Annotated in this window: 13 protein-coding genes; 6 read left to right on the forward strand and 7 right to left on the reverse strand. The window is 60.6% G+C overall.

From position 1 onward, the window contains the following. Positions 1 to 6: 6 nt before the first annotated feature. Positions 7 to 1431, reverse strand: a complete 1425-nt coding sequence (locus tag ACYZT1_RS12015) for an MFS transporter (protein ID WP_462019110.1) — start codon at positions 1429 to 1431, stop codon at positions 7 to 9. Positions 1432 to 1565: 134 nt separating this feature from the next. Here ACYZT1_RS12015 and ACYZT1_RS12020 point away from each other — a divergent pair, with 134 nt between their 5' ends. Both ACYZT1_RS12020 and ACYZT1_RS12025 read left to right on the forward strand, forming a co-directional pair. Beyond that, on the forward strand, positions 1566 to 2483 hold the full coding sequence (locus ACYZT1_RS12020) for a LysR family transcriptional regulator (RefSeq protein ID WP_462019111.1): 918 nt from the start codon (positions 1566 to 1568) through the stop codon (positions 2481 to 2483). A 126-nt stretch (positions 2484 to 2609) separates the two neighbouring features. Continuing rightward, on the forward strand, positions 2610 to 3674 hold the full coding sequence (locus tag ACYZT1_RS12025) for a hypothetical protein (protein ID WP_462019112.1): 1065 nt from the start codon (positions 2610 to 2612) through the stop codon (positions 3672 to 3674). Positions 3675 to 3683: 9 nt separating this feature from the next. Here the strand turns inward: ACYZT1_RS12025 and ACYZT1_RS12030 are convergent, their stop codons facing one another. Then, positions 3684 to 3878 carry a hypothetical protein gene (locus ACYZT1_RS12030; RefSeq protein WP_462019113.1) on the reverse strand — a complete coding sequence of 65 codons (195 nt, stop codon included), beginning with the start codon at positions 3876 to 3878 and terminating at the stop codon, positions 3684 to 3686. Positions 3879 to 3938: 60 nt separating this feature from the next. On the opposite strand from ACYZT1_RS12030, the gene thpR reads away from it, so the two are divergent. After that, a complete protein-coding gene (gene thpR / locus ACYZT1_RS12035) occupies positions 3939 to 4514 on the forward strand; it encodes an RNA 2',3'-cyclic phosphodiesterase (protein WP_462019114.1) in 576 nt (191 codons plus the stop codon). Between the two features lie 240 nt (positions 4515 to 4754). Here the strand turns inward: thpR and ACYZT1_RS12040 are convergent, their stop codons facing one another. The 5 genes from ACYZT1_RS12040 to ACYZT1_RS12060 all read right to left on the reverse strand — a co-directional run bounded on the left by ACYZT1_RS12040 (position 4755) and on the right by ACYZT1_RS12060 (position 10203). After that, on the reverse strand, positions 4755 to 5852 hold the full coding sequence (locus tag ACYZT1_RS12040) for a polyamine ABC transporter substrate-binding protein (protein WP_462019115.1): 1098 nt from the start codon (positions 5850 to 5852) through the stop codon (positions 4755 to 4757). Positions 5853 to 6058: 206 nt separating this feature from the next. Further along, complete coding sequence (locus ACYZT1_RS12045) at positions 6059 to 6943, reverse strand: ABC transporter permease subunit (RefSeq protein ID WP_462019116.1); 885 nt, start codon at positions 6941 to 6943, stop codon at positions 6059 to 6061. Further along, a complete protein-coding gene (locus ACYZT1_RS12050; RefSeq protein ID WP_462019233.1) occupies positions 6940 to 7821 on the reverse strand; it encodes an ABC transporter permease subunit in 882 nt (293 codons plus the stop codon). Before ACYZT1_RS12050 ends, ACYZT1_RS12045 begins: the two co-directional genes overlap by 4 nt. Before the next feature lie 29 nt (positions 7822 to 7850). Further along, complete coding sequence (gene potA / locus ACYZT1_RS12055) at positions 7851 to 8993, reverse strand: polyamine ABC transporter ATP-binding protein (RefSeq protein ID WP_462019117.1); 1143 nt, start codon at positions 8991 to 8993, stop codon at positions 7851 to 7853. A 448-nt stretch (positions 8994 to 9441) separates the two neighbouring features. Beyond that, a complete protein-coding gene (locus ACYZT1_RS12060; RefSeq protein WP_462019118.1) occupies positions 9442 to 10203 on the reverse strand; it encodes a gamma-glutamyl-gamma-aminobutyrate hydrolase family protein in 762 nt (253 codons plus the stop codon). A gap of 280 nt (positions 10204 to 10483) precedes the next feature. Here ACYZT1_RS12060 and ACYZT1_RS12065 point away from each other — a divergent pair, with 280 nt between their 5' ends. The 3 genes from ACYZT1_RS12065 to ACYZT1_RS12075 all read left to right on the forward strand — a co-directional run bounded on the left by ACYZT1_RS12065 (position 10484) and on the right by ACYZT1_RS12075 (position 14961). Next, positions 10484 to 11860 carry a glutamine synthetase family protein gene (locus ACYZT1_RS12065; RefSeq protein WP_462019119.1) on the forward strand — a complete coding sequence of 459 codons (1377 nt, stop codon included), beginning with the start codon at positions 10484 to 10486 and terminating at the stop codon, positions 11858 to 11860. A gap of 272 nt (positions 11861 to 12132) precedes the next feature. Beyond that, positions 12133 to 13626, forward strand: a complete 1494-nt coding sequence (locus tag ACYZT1_RS12070) for an aldehyde dehydrogenase (RefSeq protein ID WP_462019234.1) — start codon at positions 12133 to 12135, stop codon at positions 13624 to 13626. A gap of 51 nt (positions 13627 to 13677) precedes the next feature. Beyond that, positions 13678 to 14961, forward strand: coding sequence for an NAD(P)/FAD-dependent oxidoreductase (locus ACYZT1_RS12075; RefSeq protein ID WP_462019120.1), 1284 nt, complete (start codon positions 13678 to 13680; stop codon positions 14959 to 14961). Positions 14962 to 15163: the final 202 nt, after the last annotated feature.

Genomic DNA, 15163 nt, shown 5'->3' on the forward strand with positions numbered 1-15163 from the left:
TGCGAGTCAGGGACGGTTTTGGCGCGAAGCCAGCGGGCGGATGGCCAACGCTACTGTGATCGCCAGAGCCATCAATCCTGTTGCAACGGCAAAGGTGATGCGCATCCCGTGGGCTACGGCTGCGGGCGGCGCTGTGCTGATATCCGCCCCGCCGGCGGCGAGCGCGAAAACTGCGCCCAATGCCGCTGCGCCGCTGATCAACCCGAGGTTGCGCGACAGGGTGAGCAAACCCGCAATAACGCCGCGCTGCCCGACCACAACGTCGATCATGACCGCCGTGTTGTTGGCCGTCTGAAAAACACCATAGCCGAGCGTGAGCAAGATGATCGGCGCGACGTAACCACCCATGCCCAGCGTCGGCGGCAACACCGACAGCGCGAGGCAGCCGACTGCCATCGCGGTCAACCCGGCGAGCGTCATCGGGCGGGCGCCGAAACGGTCGGCAATCCGCCCGGCCGGCACACCCGTCAATGCCGCAACCGCCGGTCCGACCGCCAGAACCAGCCCGACGGTCACGGCATCGAGGCCCAGCGCATGAGCGAGGTAAAACGGCCCAACCACCAGTGTCGTCATCATCACCGTCATGACCAAGGCACTCATGACCAGGCTGCCACTGAGCATCGGGTCGCGGAGCAGCGTCAGGTGAATCAAGGGCGAGGCGGTTCGCGATTCAATGAACACAAACAGCCCGACGCCGACAGCACTCGATGCCAGCAACAACGCATTCAACGTCCCGTACTGACCCCGTCCCAGCGTCATCGCCAACGCATAGGTCGCGAGCGTCAGGGCCAGCACCAGCGTACCCGGTGCGTCGAAGCGGACAGGCGATATGTCCGGTTTTCCACGCTCGGTTGGCAGATAGCGATGGCCGAGCAGCCACGTCATCAGGCCCAACGGTACAGTGATCAGGAAGATTGCGCGCCAGCCGAACCCCTCGATCAGCAATCCGCCGAGGGACGGCCCCATGGCCGTGCCAATCGCTGACATCGTGCCGAGCAGACCCATGGCGCTGCCGGTTTTGTCCTGGGTGACCGTATCGCCAACCATCGCCATGCTCAGTGCCATCATGATGGCTGCGCCGAGCCCCTGCAGTGACCGGGCGCCGATCAACACCTCCAGGGTCGGTGCCATGCCGCTCAGGCCCGATGCCACGGTGAAGACGAGAATGCCGATCAGCAGCAGACGCCGCCGGCCCATGAGGTCACCGAGCCGGCCGACGCTGACGATCAATGTGGTGATAGCCAGCAGGTAAGCGATGACGATCCACTGCACCTGCTGAAAACTGGCGTCGAACGCCTCTGCCAGTGTCGGGAGCCCGACGTTGGCGATACTGGTGCCGAGTGACGATAACAGCATCGCCAGCGCCAGGCCGAGCAAGCCCCAGCGCGCGGACGATGTGGGTTGAGCACTGACGGCGAGGGTTGGTTTCATGCTGTATTCCTTGATGTCGATGGCGCCCGGTGCGGCTGTTCGAAATCTACGCCGGGGCCTAACATGGCGGAAGGCGCACGGATTGCACTGTATACATGCGCTTGACGCTACATCACGTTGCCGCGGAGCGATGCATGTCGATGCCTGATCTGAATTTGCTGATAACCCTGGATGCGCTGCTCGCCGAAGGCAGCGTCGCGCGTGCGGCCAAGCGATTGCGACTCAGCCCCTCGGCCATGAGCCGGGCGCTGGCGCGTTTGCGTGAAACCACTGGCGATCCATTGCTGGTACGCGCCGGACGCGGGCTGGTGGCGACGCCGCGTGCGCTGGAATTGCGCGGGCGCGTCAGTCAGTTGGTGGAAGAGGCACAAGGGCTGCTGCGACCGACGCAACCGCCCGATCTTGCACAACTGAACCGTACGTTCACGCTGCGCATTCGCGAGGGTTTCGTGGAGAACTACGGTGCAGCACTGCTCGCGCGACTCGCTGAACAAGCTCCGGGCGTGTGCCTGCGTTTCGTGGACAAAACGGACAAGGACAGCACGGTATTGCGCGACGGCACTGTTGATCTGGAAACCGGTGTAGTGGGGAAGTCGGCCGGGCCTGAGTTGCGCACCCAAGGCCTGTTCGCTGATCGTTTCGTGGGTGTGGTGCGAGTCGGTCATCCGCTGTGCCGGGGCGACATTTCGCCGGGGCGATATGCGGTAGGTGATCATGTCAGCGTGTCGCGACGCGGGCTCGACAGGGGGCCGATCGATGAGGCGCTGGCGGCGCTTGGATTGCAACGGCAGATCGTCGCGTTCGTCGGCGGCTTCTCGACCGCGCTGGCGCTCGCGCGCAGCACTGAGCTGATCGCCACTGTTCCCGAGCGACATACGGCAAGCTTGCGAGAAGGGCTGTTCAGTTTTGAATTGCCGGTGGCGCTGCCGACGTTCACGGTCGCGATGCTGTGGCACCCGCGCATGGACGCCGACCCGGCACACCGATGGTTACGCAGCTGTCTGCGAGAGGTGTGCGCAGATCATGAAAACCAAGTGGCGCGGGCGAGGTGATCTTCCGACACGTCGTTCAAAAAGCGGAACTCATCGTAACCTCGGGTCAGCCACCTATACTCAATCCAATAGCTTTCGCCCCGCCGGAACATACCGTTCACCGGGGACCTGCAGGAAACCACGATCTTGAGCCTGCGTTCGCTGATCGTTGTCGTGCTGCTGATACTGGCCGGGTGCGCCACGCCCGAGCGCGCGCCGGTTTCAGCGCCGCCAGTGGTGATTTCCCGTAGCACCTGGCAGCAAGTCGACCGCGAGATAGTTGCAGCGTCCCGCTCGGCTACCGAGCAGAGCAAAATCTACGCGCGCGGCGCCATGGACTACTGGCGCACGCGGGTGTACCAACTGACCGAAGAAAATTTCATCCCCTGGTTCAGCAGCTACTGGACCCAGGAATGGCTGTCGATGAAAGTCAGCTGGTACGCCATCAGCGACACGGACGAGCAGGACCAGTCAGAGAAGCGCCTGGCCGCTTATCTGCTGGAGCAATACCGCAAACGCGTGCTGGCGCCGGCTGCGCTGGACATTGATCCGGACCAGATACTCGGCCTGGCCACGGCTTTTTACGTGGATATCGTTCAGGAAGAACTGCAGCGCATTTCCCAGCGCCACGGCGTGCCGATGGCGCAGCTCAACGGCCGGATTCAGAAGATCCCGGCCATTGCGCTGGGCCCGCCAGCGGCGCGCAACGCTTCGCTGTATCAGGTGGTGCGCACGCAACCGCTGAACACGCTGCCGGCCTATGCGGCGTTGATCGACAAGATTCACAAGGCGGGCGGGGACAGAGGCGTGGATTCGACCGACACCGCCATGGCGCCGGTGGCCAAGCGCGCCAGCAAGAGGATCGAAGCCGAGATGGCCCCGCGTGGGGCGGCGAGTGCCGTGGCCGCAGTGGCGGGGAAATTGGCGGGGGCCTTGATTTCTGTCGGCGTGGCAGGTGTGCGAGCGGTCATTCAGGCCAATGACCGGCCCGACAGTGAGGCGCTGATTCGCAGCAGCCTGGGTAACACCTTCGACAAGGCGTGGACCAAACTGGTGCAGAACCCGACCACCGGCGTGATGGCGGGGACGCTGTACCTGGCCGCGCAGATCGAGGGCCACCTGGCCGCCAGCCTTGAACCGTCGGTCGGTCTGGACGGCGGCACGGTCGAGTGGAGTCCTGCGCAATCGAGTAGTCCGCAGATTAACCCCTGACTGGCAAGCTCACTCCGACACCGGGGTGATCCGGCAACTTTTACGCTGCTCAATCTCCAGGTCTGACGGCCGCTCCCGGATAAATTCGAAACGCGGCTCACCTTCGCTATAGTGAACCAGCCAGCCCCATTCCAGCTCGGACTCAGCCTGGCCCGTCTTGGGCGGCATGGCCCACCAGGGCTCTTTGCTGATGATCTGTCGCATGGCGTCCTCCCGTTGAATCGGTTGGGTCAACTATAACGTGCATGCAGGGAGGTGCCAGGCGTGAGCGACGAAGCCCATGAGCCGGTCAAACGGCTGTTTTTTGCCCTGAGCTGCCCCGCCGAACAGCGCCGGGAGATTGCGCAGTGGCGTAGCGCGCTGGCGTTGCGCATCGGGCGTCCGGTGCCGACGGAAAATTTCCACCTCACATTGCTGTTTCTCGGCGCGGTTGGCGCGGCGCAGATCGCTGATATCTGCACAGCGGCGGGCAAGGTGCGCGTACCCGGCGTCGCGCTGCGAGTAGCACTGGATCGCGTGGAGGTCTGGCGCAGGGCAGGGGTGTTGGTGCTGGCGGCCGAACAGGCGCCGCCGGAGTTGCTGCGGTGGGTGTATGCGCTGGAACAGGCGATGTTGCCGTTCGGGCTGGAAGAACCGTCGAAGGAATTTCGACCGCACCTGACGCTGATGCGCGAATTTCGCGCGCCGGTGCCGGAGTCCGCTGCGCCGCCGGAGTTTTCCCTGCGTGCGGATCGGTTTGTCTTGTATGAATCGCACAAGGGCCGCTACCGGGCGTTGGCTGAATGGCCGCTGGTTGCGCAGCAAAAAAAGGCGCCCGAGGAGGGCGCCGAATTCACCTGAACCGAGGAAGCCAGGTGAGGCCGTTCTTGAGAGAAGTGCAGCGGTGGTAAGGCGCTGCGTGAACGGAAACGGTTGAATGGTGTGTGGCCAGTGATGGGTTCTTCGCTGGAATACCGCCATCGCGAGCAAGCTCGGCTCCCACAGGTATTGGGGTCGCCCACAGTTCTGCGTTTCAACACAATCACCGTGGGAGCGAGGCCTGCCCCGGGTGGTGTTCCAACGAAGCGTCGGATTCAGCGCCTATTTCCCGAGCTTCACCCGCGTCCAGCCCCGGGTCATCACGCGTTGTACGCCAATCGGCATGTCCGGAATCGCATACAGGGTTGCCATCACCGCTTGCGAAGGATAGGAGCCGGGATCATCGCGAATCGCCTCGTCCACCAACGGCGTCGCCGCAGCGTTGGCGTTGCTGTAGCCGATGTTGTTGGTGATCTCGGCGATGATCTCCGGGCGCATCAGAAAATTCATGAACAGGTAGGCGTTCTCGACATTCGCCGCGTCCCTGGGAATCGCCACCATGTCGTAGAAACTGCCAGCACCTTCTTTCGGGATGCTGTAATCAATCTGCACCTTGCCGCCTGCCTCCTGCGCGCGGGCCTTGGCTTGCAGCACATCACCGGAATAACCCACCGCGACACAGAGGTTGCCGTTGGCCAGGTCGGAGATGTATTTCGACGAATGGAAATAAGCTACCGACGGCCGGATCTTCATGAACAGCGCTTCAGCTTCGGCGATTTGCGCCTTGTCTTTGGAGTTCACCGGATAACCCAGGTAGTGCAGAGCCGCGGGCAGCATTTCGGTCGGCGAGTCGAGGAAACTGATCCCGCAGGCTTTCAGTTTCTGCGCATTCTCCGGTTTGAACAGCAAGTCCCAGGAATTGACCGGCGCGTTGGCACCGAGCACTTCCCTGACCTTCTGCGGATTGAAACCAATGCCGATCGAGCCCCACATGTACGGGAAAGCGTGCGCGTTATCCGGGTCGCTGGCCGAGGCGTTTTGCAGCAGCACCGAATTGAGGTTTTTCCAGTTCGACAGCTTCGATTTGTCCAGTTCCTGATACACGCCAGCCTTGATCTGCTTGGCCAGAAAACTGTTCGACGGCACCACGATGTCGTAGCCGGATTTGCCGGCGAGCAAACGCGCCTCAAGGGTCTCGTTGCTGTCGAATACATCGTAGGTCACGCGGATCCCGGTTTCGTCTTCAAACTGTTTGACGGTGTCCGGGGCAATGTAATCCGACCAGTTGTAGACGCGCAGAACCTTGTCATTGGCCTGGGCGCCGGTGGTGATCGCGCCCAACAAGGACAGTGTCAGCAGAGTCCTGCCAAACATTTTCATCGGTACAACTCCAATTCTTTTTATTCAAAATCACACTGAACACACGCATCACCCGTGGCGAGGGGGCTTGCCCCCGTTGGGCCGCGGAGCGGCCCTGAAACCGGTTGAACTGTGTGCCTGATGGAACACGGGTGCAGACTTTGGGGCCGGTTCCCAGCCCGACGGGGGCAAGCCCCCTCGCCACTCGTAACTAATGGCTAACGGCACTAGGCCGTCGCTTCGACTCTGTGGTTTTTCGGTTGCTGCCACGACTCGCTGGCGGTCTGGTCCATCGCTTCCTGAATGGCGCGCCGGCGACTGGCTTCAGCGCGGCGGCTGAAATACCAGACCAGGAAGGTCACCAGCGAAACGGCCAGCAGGATCAGACTGGCCACGGCGTTGATCTCAGGCTTCACACCCAGACGCACCGCCGAGAACACTTCCATCGGCAGGGTCGTCGAGCCTGGCCCCGAGACGAAACTCGCCAGCACCAGATCGTCCAGCGACAACGCGAACGACATCATGCCGCCGGCCGCCAGTGACGGCGCGATCATCGGAATGGTGATCAGGAAAAACACCTTGAATGGCCTGGCCCCAAGGTCCATGGCCGCTTCTTCGATGGACAGGTCCAGCTCACGCAAACGCGCCGAAACGACCACTGCCACATACGCTGCACAAAACGTCGTGTGCGCAATCCAGATCGTGACAATGCCACGCTCCATCGGCCAGCCGATCAACTGTGCCATGGCCACAAACAGCAGCAACAGCGACAACCCGGTGATCACTTCCGGCATCACCAATGGCGCCGTCACCAGGCCGCCAAACAGCGTGCGTCCCTTGAAGCGCGTGACGCGGGTCAGCACGAACGCGGCCAGCGTGCCCAGCGCCACCGCCGCAATCGCGGTGTAGCAGGCGATCTCCAGCGAGCGCATTACCGAGCCCATCAGTTGTGTATTGTCGAGCAGGCCGGTGTACCACTTCAGCGACCAGCCGCCCCATACCGTCACCAGTTTTGAGGCGTTGAACGAGTAGATCACCAGAATCAGCATCGGCAGGTAGATGAACGACAGGCCGAAAATCAGCATGAACTTTGAAAATCCGAAGCGTTTCATCCCCGACCCTCCATCTCTTTGGCCTGGCTACGGTTGAACAACAGGATCGGCACAATCAGGATCAACAGCATCACCACCGCCAGGGCGGACGCCACCGGCCAGTCGCGGTTGTTGAAGAATTCCTGCCACAGCACGCGACCGATCATCAGGGTCTCGGGACCGCCCAACAGCTCCGGAATCACGAACTCGCCGACCACCGGAATGAACACCAGCATGCAGCCGGCGATGATGCCGTTCCTGGCCAGTGGCACGGTGATTGTCCAGAAGTTGTTGAAATTGCTTGAGCCGAGGTCCGACGCCGCTTCCAGCAGGCTGCCGTCATGCTTGACGAGGTTGGCGTACAGCGGCAACACCATGAATGGCAGGTACGCGTAGACCACGCCGATGTACACCGCGGTATTGGTGTTGAGAATTTCGATGGGGTGATCGGTCAGCCCGGTCCACATCAGAAAGCCGTTGAGCAAACCGTTGTTGCTGAGGATGCCCATCCACGCATACACGCGGATCAGGATGGCGGTCCAGGTCGGCATCATGATCAACAACAGCAAAACGTTTTGCGTTTCCTTACGCGCTTTGGTGATCGCGTAGGCCATCGGGAAACCGATCGCCAGGCACATCACTGTGCTGAGGAAAGCGACTTTCAAGGAGCCGAAATAAGCCGAGATGTACAGCTCGTCTTCGGTCAACAACGCGTAGTTGCCGATGTTCAGAAGCAGCTGAAATTTCTGCTCGGCGAAGGTGTAGATCTCGGAGTACGGAGGAATCGCCAGTGCCGCTTCCGAGAAGCTGATTTTCATCACCAGAAAGAACGGCAACATGAAAAACAGGAACAGCCACAGGAAGGGAATTCCGATGACGAGTTTGCGACCACTCGGCATCAGCCGCAGGAACTGCTGATTGAGTGTTTTCATGAGCGCAGTACCACGCCGCTGTCGTCTTCCCACCATACGTAGACATTGTCGTCCCAGGTCGGCCGTGCGCCACGGCGTTCGGCGTTGGCCATGAACGACTGGACGATCTTGCCACCGGGCAGTTTCACGTAGAACACCGAGTGGCCGCCGAGGTAGGCGATGTCATGCACTTTGCCCTGGGACCAATTGTATCGGAATTCCGGCTGAGTGGTGCTGACGAGCATTTTTTCCGGGCGGATCGCGTAGGTGATCGACTTGTCCTGCACCGAGGTGCTGACGCCGTGACCGACGTAAATCTTCTGCTCCAGATCCGGACTGTGGATGATCGCGTGACCTTCAAGGTCTTCCACCACGGTGCCGTCGAACGCGTTAACGTTGCCGATGAATTCGCAGACCATGCGGCTGACCGGCGCTTCGTAAATGTCGACCGGGCTCCCGATTTGCGCGATCCAGCCCAGGTGCATGATCGCGATGCGTTGCGCCATGGTCATGGCTTCTTCCTGGTCGTGCGTCACCATCACGCAGGTCACGCCGACCCGTTCGATGATTTCCACCAGCTCCAGTTGCATCTGCGAGCGCAACTTTTTATCCAGCGCGCCCATCGGTTCGTCCAGCAGCAACAGCTTCGGACGTTTGGCCAGCGAACGGGCCAGGGCCACACGCTGACGCTGACCACCGGAGAGTTGATGCGGTTTGCGTCTGGCGTATTGAGTCATGTGCACCAGACGCAGCATTTCTTCGACGCGGGCCTCGATTTCGCTGGCCGGCAGACGGTCCTGTTTCAGGCCGAAGGCGATGTTTTGCGCCACGGTCATGTGTGGGAACAGGGCGTACGACTGAAACATCATGTTGATCGGGCGTTCGTACGGCGGCATGTCGGTAATGTCCACACCGTCGAGGAAGATGTGCCCGTCAGTCGGCCGCTCGAAGCCTGCGAGCATGCGCAGCAAGGTCGATTTACCCGAACCGGAACCGCCGAGCAGGGCGAAGATTTCCCCTTGATGGATCTCAAGCGAGACGTCGTCGACGGCGCAGGTTTCGTCGAATTTCTTGGAGACTCGGTCGACTTTCAACAAGACCTTTTTCGGGGCTTGCTGACCTTCAAGAGCCTTCCTGTGAATGCTGGAGGCGTTTGCCATGTGAAACTCCCAACAGGTTTCAGTCGTCGGGCCAACGCGGCCTGACTTAAGAGTGGATTGCAAGCCCGGGGCGGGCAGTGCCAGAGGGTTCAACGGCCGTCCCTTGGGAAGCGAGCATGGGTGGCGAGGGGGCTTGCCCCCGTTCGATTGCGAAGCAATCGCAAACCGGCACCGTGTTCTAACTCAGGATCACGGTGGCTGATTTTCAGGGGCGCTTCGCACCCCAACGGGGGCAAGCCCCCTCGCCACACAAGCCCCTCGCCACACACGCTCGTTACCACAGGGATTTGCATTTGAATCACTGGCCATACCCATCGGGCTTATTCGGCGCCGCCGTCCTGGCTGCCTGGGTCGTACTTGTTGTTATTGCAGTGTGTTGTTTCGCAAGCACGGGTGGCGCGCAGGCACGTCCGCCGGACTCGCGGGGGCAGTCAATCAATGTCGTGAATCAGCGGGTGTTACGCAATTCAGCCCGTCGCCGGCACGCATCGCCAAACGCCTGGAAAATTCTCAGATAAACAGGGTTGGAAAGTACCTGCCATTCCGGGTGCCATTGCACGCCGACGGCAAAGGCTTCGCTGTCCTCTACGGAGATCGCCTCGATCAAACCGTCCGGCGCGATTGCTTCGCAGCGTAGCCCCGGGGCGAGTCGATCAATGCCCTGACTGTGAATGGAATTCACCTGAAATTGCTCCGGCAGGTCCAGCGCCTGGAACACGCCGCCCGGTTGCACCGTGACCGCGTGCGCCGGTGCGTATTGCACCGCCAGTTCGGGACTGTCCGCTTCACGGTGATCAAGCATGCCCGCCAGCTCGTGCACTTTCTGATGCAGGCTGCCGCCGAACGCCACATTCAATTCCTGAAAGCCCCGGCAGATGCCGAGTACCGGAACGCCTGCCGCGATGGCGGCCTGTAACAGGGGGAGGGTGGTGGCGTCCCGCGCCGGATCGTGATCCGTTCCGGGAGCGCTGGCTGGGCCTTGATAGTGGAAAGGCTCTACATTCGATGGCGAACCGGTCAGCAGCAAACCGTCGAGCTGCGCGAGCAGGTCCTCGATGTCTGTCAACTCACCCAGGGAAGGAATGACCACGGGCAGCCCCATAGCCGCGACGCTGACAGCACGCAAATACTTGTCGCCGCTGACGTGGCAGGGGTGCAGGCCAATCTGTTTGACGCATGCAGTAACGCCGATCAATGGCTTGAATGCCATTTTTATCACCTCGAAGTTTCACACTTGAACGAGCTTTTCCGGAGCTTAGCCTTGTTGATTTTAATTAACAACTCTCATGTAAAAAATTCTAAACGCCGTGCGTCTGTTCGTCAGGATTTCTGCGGTGTGCGTGCAATATCTGGCACTGGTGTGCCCATAAAAGGCCCGAAAATAAAGGATGAGAGGCTGGGTGTTCGCTATTGACTTCACTTTGCCGTTCGGGTTGACTGAGCTCGCGAAAGTGCAGTGAACATAATAATTAACAGTCAATAGGTGCATCATGTCGGTCCCTCTGCGTACCGTTCAACTCAACGAAGCAAACGCATTCCTTAAGAAATACCCTGAGGTTTTGTACGTCGACCTTCTGATTGCGGATATGAACGGTGTGGTGCGCGGCAAGCGTATCGAACGCACCAGTCTTCATAAGGTTTACGAAAAAGGCATCAACCTCCCCGCGTCATTGTTTGCGCTGGACATCAACGGCTCCACGGTGGAAAGCACCGGCCTGGGTCTGGACATCGGCGACTCTGACCGCATCTGTTTCCCCATCCCCGACACCCTCAGCATCGAGCCCTGGCAGAAGCGTCCGACCGCGCAACTGTTAATGACCATGCATGAGCTCGAAGGCCAGCCGTTCTTCGCGGACCCGCGCGAAGTGCTGCGTCAGGTCGTGAGCAAGTTCGATGACATGGGCCTGACGATTTGCGCCGCGTTCGAACTGGAGTTTTATCTGATCGACCAGGACAACGTGAACGGTCGTCCGCAGTCGCCACGTTCGCCGGTGTCCGGCAAGCGTCCGGTGTCGACTCAGGTGTATCTGATCGACGATCTCGACGAATACGTTGATTGCCTGCAAGACATCCTCGAAGGCGCGAAAGAGCAGGGCATCCCGGCCGACGCCATCGTCAAGGAAAGCGCCCCGGCGCAATTTGAAGTGAACCTGCATCACGTCAATGACCCGATCAAGGCCTGCGACTACGCGGTACTGCTCAAGCGTCTGGTGAAAAACATCGCCTACGACCACGAAATGGACACCACGTTTATGGCCAAGCCGTATCCGGGTCAGGCGGGCAATGGTTTGCACGTGCACATTTCGATTCTCGATAAAGAAGGCAACAACATCTTCGCCAGCGAGGATCCCGAGCAGAACGCCGCGCTGCGTCACGCGATCGGCGGTGTGCTCGAGACCCTGCCGGCACAGATGGCTTTCCTCTGCCCGAACGTCAACTCGTACCGCCGCTTCGGTGCGCAGTTCTACGTGCCGAACTCGCCAAGCTGGGGCATCGACAACCGTACCGTGGCAGTGCGGGTACCGACCGGTTCGGCGGATTCGGTGCGCATCGAGCATCGTGTTGCCGGCGCGGACGCCAACCCGTATTTGCTGATGGCGTCGGTGCTGGCCGGTATTCACCACGGTCTGACCAACAAGCTCGAGCCGGGCGCCCCGGTGGAGGGCAACAGCTACGAGCAGAACGAGCAGAGCCTGCCGAACAACCTGCGCGATGCATTGCGCGAACTGGCGGACAGCGAAGTCATGTCCCGCTACATCGACCCGCTGTACATCGATGTGTTTGTGGCGTGCAAGGAAAGCGAACTGGCCGAGTTCGAGAACTCCATTTCGGACCTTGAGTACAACTGGTATTTGCATACGGTTTGATTGGCCGGAAAAGGAAATGTGGCAATGGCGGTGCGCACAGATCGTGTGCCCACCGCCCGGCCTGCGCCAGCGACCTGTGGCGAGGGGGCTTGCCCCCGTTTGAGTGCGTAGCACTCACTGAATCTTCGGTACGCCACAGGTTCCAGGACTGCTTCGCAGCCCAACGGGGGCAAGCCCCCTCGCCACAGGTCGATCCCACAGAGATCGCTTTTTCTGCTCGTTAATTGGTCGGCTTTAACCGGCGACTGCTTATTCCTCTGCACCGAGTCACCATAATGACAAACACCCGCAGCGACTGGGAGCAACGCTTCCAGTCCTTATCCATCGAAGGCCGCGCCTTCATCGACGGTCAATACCTTCCGGCGCTCAGCGGCGAATCCTTCGAATGCATCAGCCCGGTTGACGGCCGTTTCCTGGCCAACGTCGCCAGCACCGATGAAGCCGACGCCAACGCAGCCGTCGCCGTCGCCCGCCGCACGTTCGACTCCGGCATCTGGGCGAAATTAGCCCCGGCCGAACGCAAGCGCATCCTGATCCGCTTCGCCGATCTGGTCCTCGCCAATCGCGAAGAGCTCGCCTTGCTCGAAACCCTCGACATGGGCAAACCGATCAGCGATTCGATGAACATCGACATTCCTGCGGCCGCCAATGCGATTCGCTGGAACGCCGAAGCCATCGACAAGATCTACGACGAAGTCGCCGCCACGCCCCACGATCAACTCGGCCTGATCACCCGCGAACCTGTCGGCGTAGTCGCCGCCATCGTGCCGTGGAATTTCCCGTTGATCATGGCCAGCTGGAAGTTCGCCCCGGCCCTCGCGGCGGGCAACTCGTTCATCCTCAAGCCATCGGAAAAGTCGCCACTGACCGCCATCCGCATTGCGCAGCTTGCGTTGGATGCCGGCATTCCGAAAGGCGTGTTCAACGTTTTGCCGGGTTTGGGTCATACGGTTGGCAAAGCGTTGGCGTTGCACATGGACGTCGACGTGCTGGCCTTCACCGGCTCGACGGTGATCGCCAAGCAGCTGTTGATCTACGCCGGGCAAAGCAACATGAAACGTGTCTGGCTCGAAGCCGGCGGCAAGAGCCCGAACGTGGTGTTCGCCGACGCGCCGGATCTGCGCGTGGCAGCCCAGGCGGCGGCCAGCGCGATTGCCTTCAACCAGGGCGAAGTCTGCACCGCCGGTTCGCGCTTGCTGGTCGAACGCTCGATTCGCGAGCAATTCATTCCACTGCTGGTGGAAGCGCTGCACGTGTGGAAACCGGGGCATGCTCTCGACCCGGCTACCACGGTTGGTGCGGTCGTCGATCAGCGGCAACTGGACAACGTGTTGCGTTATATCCAGATCGGCAAAGACCAGGGCGCGCACCTGATCGCCGGCGGCAACCGCACCCTCGAAGCCACCGGTGGCCTGTACCTGGAACCGGCGATTTTCGACGGCGTGACCAACGCCATGACCATTGCCCGTGAAGAAATCTTCGGCCCGGTGCTGTCGTTGATCACCTTCGATACCGAAGAAGAAGCGTTGGCCATTGCCAACGACAGCATCTTCGGCCTGGCCGCCGGCGTCTGGACCAGCAACCTCGGCAAGGCCCACACCTTTGCCCGCGGCCTGCGTGCCGGCAGCGTGTGGGTCAACCAGTACGACGGTGGCGACATGACCGCGCCGTTCGGCGGGTACAAGCAGTCGGGTAACGGTCGCGATAAATCGCTGCACGCGTTCGATAAATACACCGAACTCAAAGCGACCTGGATCAAGCTCTGACACCTCTAAATCGGCGGCCGCCAGCCAGCGCTCGCGGCCCTCGGAGAAACCATGAAAACAACACATGTAAACAGCTACTACGCCGCCACCCGCAACTTCACCGGCGATTTCCCGGAGCTTGAGCAAGCGGTGGACTGCGACGTCTGCGTGATCGGCGCCGGTTACACCGGATTGTCCTCGGCGCTTTTTCTTTGCGAAGCGGGTTATAGCGTGACGGTGCTCGAAGCCGCAAAAGTCGGCTTCGGCGCCAGCGGTCGCAACGGTGGGCAACTGGTCAATTCCTACAGCCGCGACGTCGATGTCATCGAACAACGCTACGGCGACAAGACGGCTGAAGTGCTTGGCAGCATGATCTTCGAAGGCGCCGACATCATCCGTCAGCGCATCCGGCATTACGACATTCAGTGCGATTACAAGCAGGGCGGCATCTTCGCCGCGCTGAACAAAAAACAACTCAAAGGCCTGGCTGAGCAGAAAAGCAGCTGGGAACGCTACGGCAACAAAAACCTGAAAATGCTCGACGCGGCGGACATCAAGCGCGAAGTTGGATGCGATAACTATGTTGGCGGCCTGCTCGACTTGCAGGGCGGTCACATCCACCCGCTGAACCTGGCCCTTGGTGAAGCCTCGGCGATCATTGGCCTGGGCGGCAAAATTTACGAACAATCGGCCGCGGTGGAGATCACCTACGGTGAACCGATTACGGTGCGAACCGCCAAAGGCATCGTGCGTGCCAAGTATCTATTGATCGCCGGTAACGCCTATTTGCCGCAGGGCCTCGATAATCGCGTGACCAGCAAAAGCATGCCGTGCGGCTCGCAAATTGTCGTCACCGAACCGTTGTCCGAGCACGTCGCGCGCAGCCTGATCAAAAACAACTACTGCGTCGAAGACTGCAATTATTTGCTCGACTATTACCGCCTCACGGCCGACAACCGATTGCTGTACGGCGGTGGCGTGGTCTACGGTGCGCGCGAGCCGGACGACATCGAACAACTGATCAGGCCGAAAATCCTCAAGACTTTTGCCCAGCTCAAGGACGTGAAAATCGACTACCGCTGGACCGGCAACTTCCTGCTGACCATGTCACGCATGCCGCAATTCGGGCGCATCGAAAAGAACGCCTACTACATGCAAGGCTACAGCGGTCACGGCGTCACTTGCTCGCACCTGGCCGGCAAACTGATCAGTGAAATGATCCGCGGCGACGCCGAACGCTTCGACGCCTTCGCCTCGCTGCCGCACATGCCAATGCTCGGCGGCCGCACCTTCCAGGCCCCGCTTACCGCCATGGGTGCCGCGTACTACGCACTGCGCGACCGGTTCGGTATCTAACCGCGACAGCCACCTGCAGGCTTACTCGCCATGGCGGTGCGTCAGGTCGGACATGTGCTGAATGTGCCGGCCCCATCGCGAGCAAGCTCGCTCCCACAGTGATTTCCTGCAGCGGCGCAGATTGTGGGCCAACCACAAAACCTGTGGGAGCGAGCTTGCTCGCGATGAGGCCATCCCTGCGGACTCACATCCAATCGGACAC

Source organism: Pseudomonas sp. PB3P13, from assembly GCF_054897735.1.

What these genes read in the sequence shown, in the direction of transcription:
- ACYZT1_RS12065 (WP_462019119.1), top strand. Translation starts at nt 10,484, where the DNA reads ATGTCGGTCCCTCTGCGTACCGTTCAACTCAACGAAGCAAACGCATTC.
- ACYZT1_RS12045 (WP_462019116.1), bottom strand. Translation starts at nt 6,943, where the DNA reads ATGAAACGCTTCGGATTTTCAAAGTTCATGCTGATTTTCGGCCTGTCG.
- ACYZT1_RS12060 (WP_462019118.1), bottom strand. Translation starts at nt 10,203, where the DNA reads ATGGCATTCAAGCCATTGATCGGCGTTACTGCATGCGTCAAACAGATT.
- potA (WP_462019117.1), bottom strand. Translation starts at nt 8,993, where the DNA reads ATGGCAAACGCCTCCAGCATTCACAGGAAGGCTCTTGAAGGTCAGCAA.
- ACYZT1_RS12040 (WP_462019115.1), bottom strand. Translation starts at nt 5,852, where the DNA reads ATGAAAATGTTTGGCAGGACTCTGCTGACACTGTCCTTGTTGGGCGCG.
- ACYZT1_RS12050 (WP_462019233.1), bottom strand. Translation starts at nt 7,821, where the DNA reads ATGCCGAGTGGTCGCAAACTCGTCATCGGAATTCCCTTCCTGTGGCTG.
- ACYZT1_RS12075 (WP_462019120.1), top strand. Translation starts at nt 13,678, where the DNA reads ATGAAAACAACACATGTAAACAGCTACTACGCCGCCACCCGCAACTTC.
- ACYZT1_RS12020 (WP_462019111.1), top strand. Translation starts at nt 1,566, where the DNA reads ATGTCGATGCCTGATCTGAATTTGCTGATAACCCTGGATGCGCTGCTC.
- ACYZT1_RS12030 (WP_462019113.1), bottom strand. Translation starts at nt 3,878, where the DNA reads ATGCGACAGATCATCAGCAAAGAGCCCTGGTGGGCCATGCCGCCCAAG.
- ACYZT1_RS12015 (WP_462019110.1), bottom strand. Translation starts at nt 1,431, where the DNA reads ATGAAACCAACCCTCGCCGTCAGTGCTCAACCCACATCGTCCGCGCGC.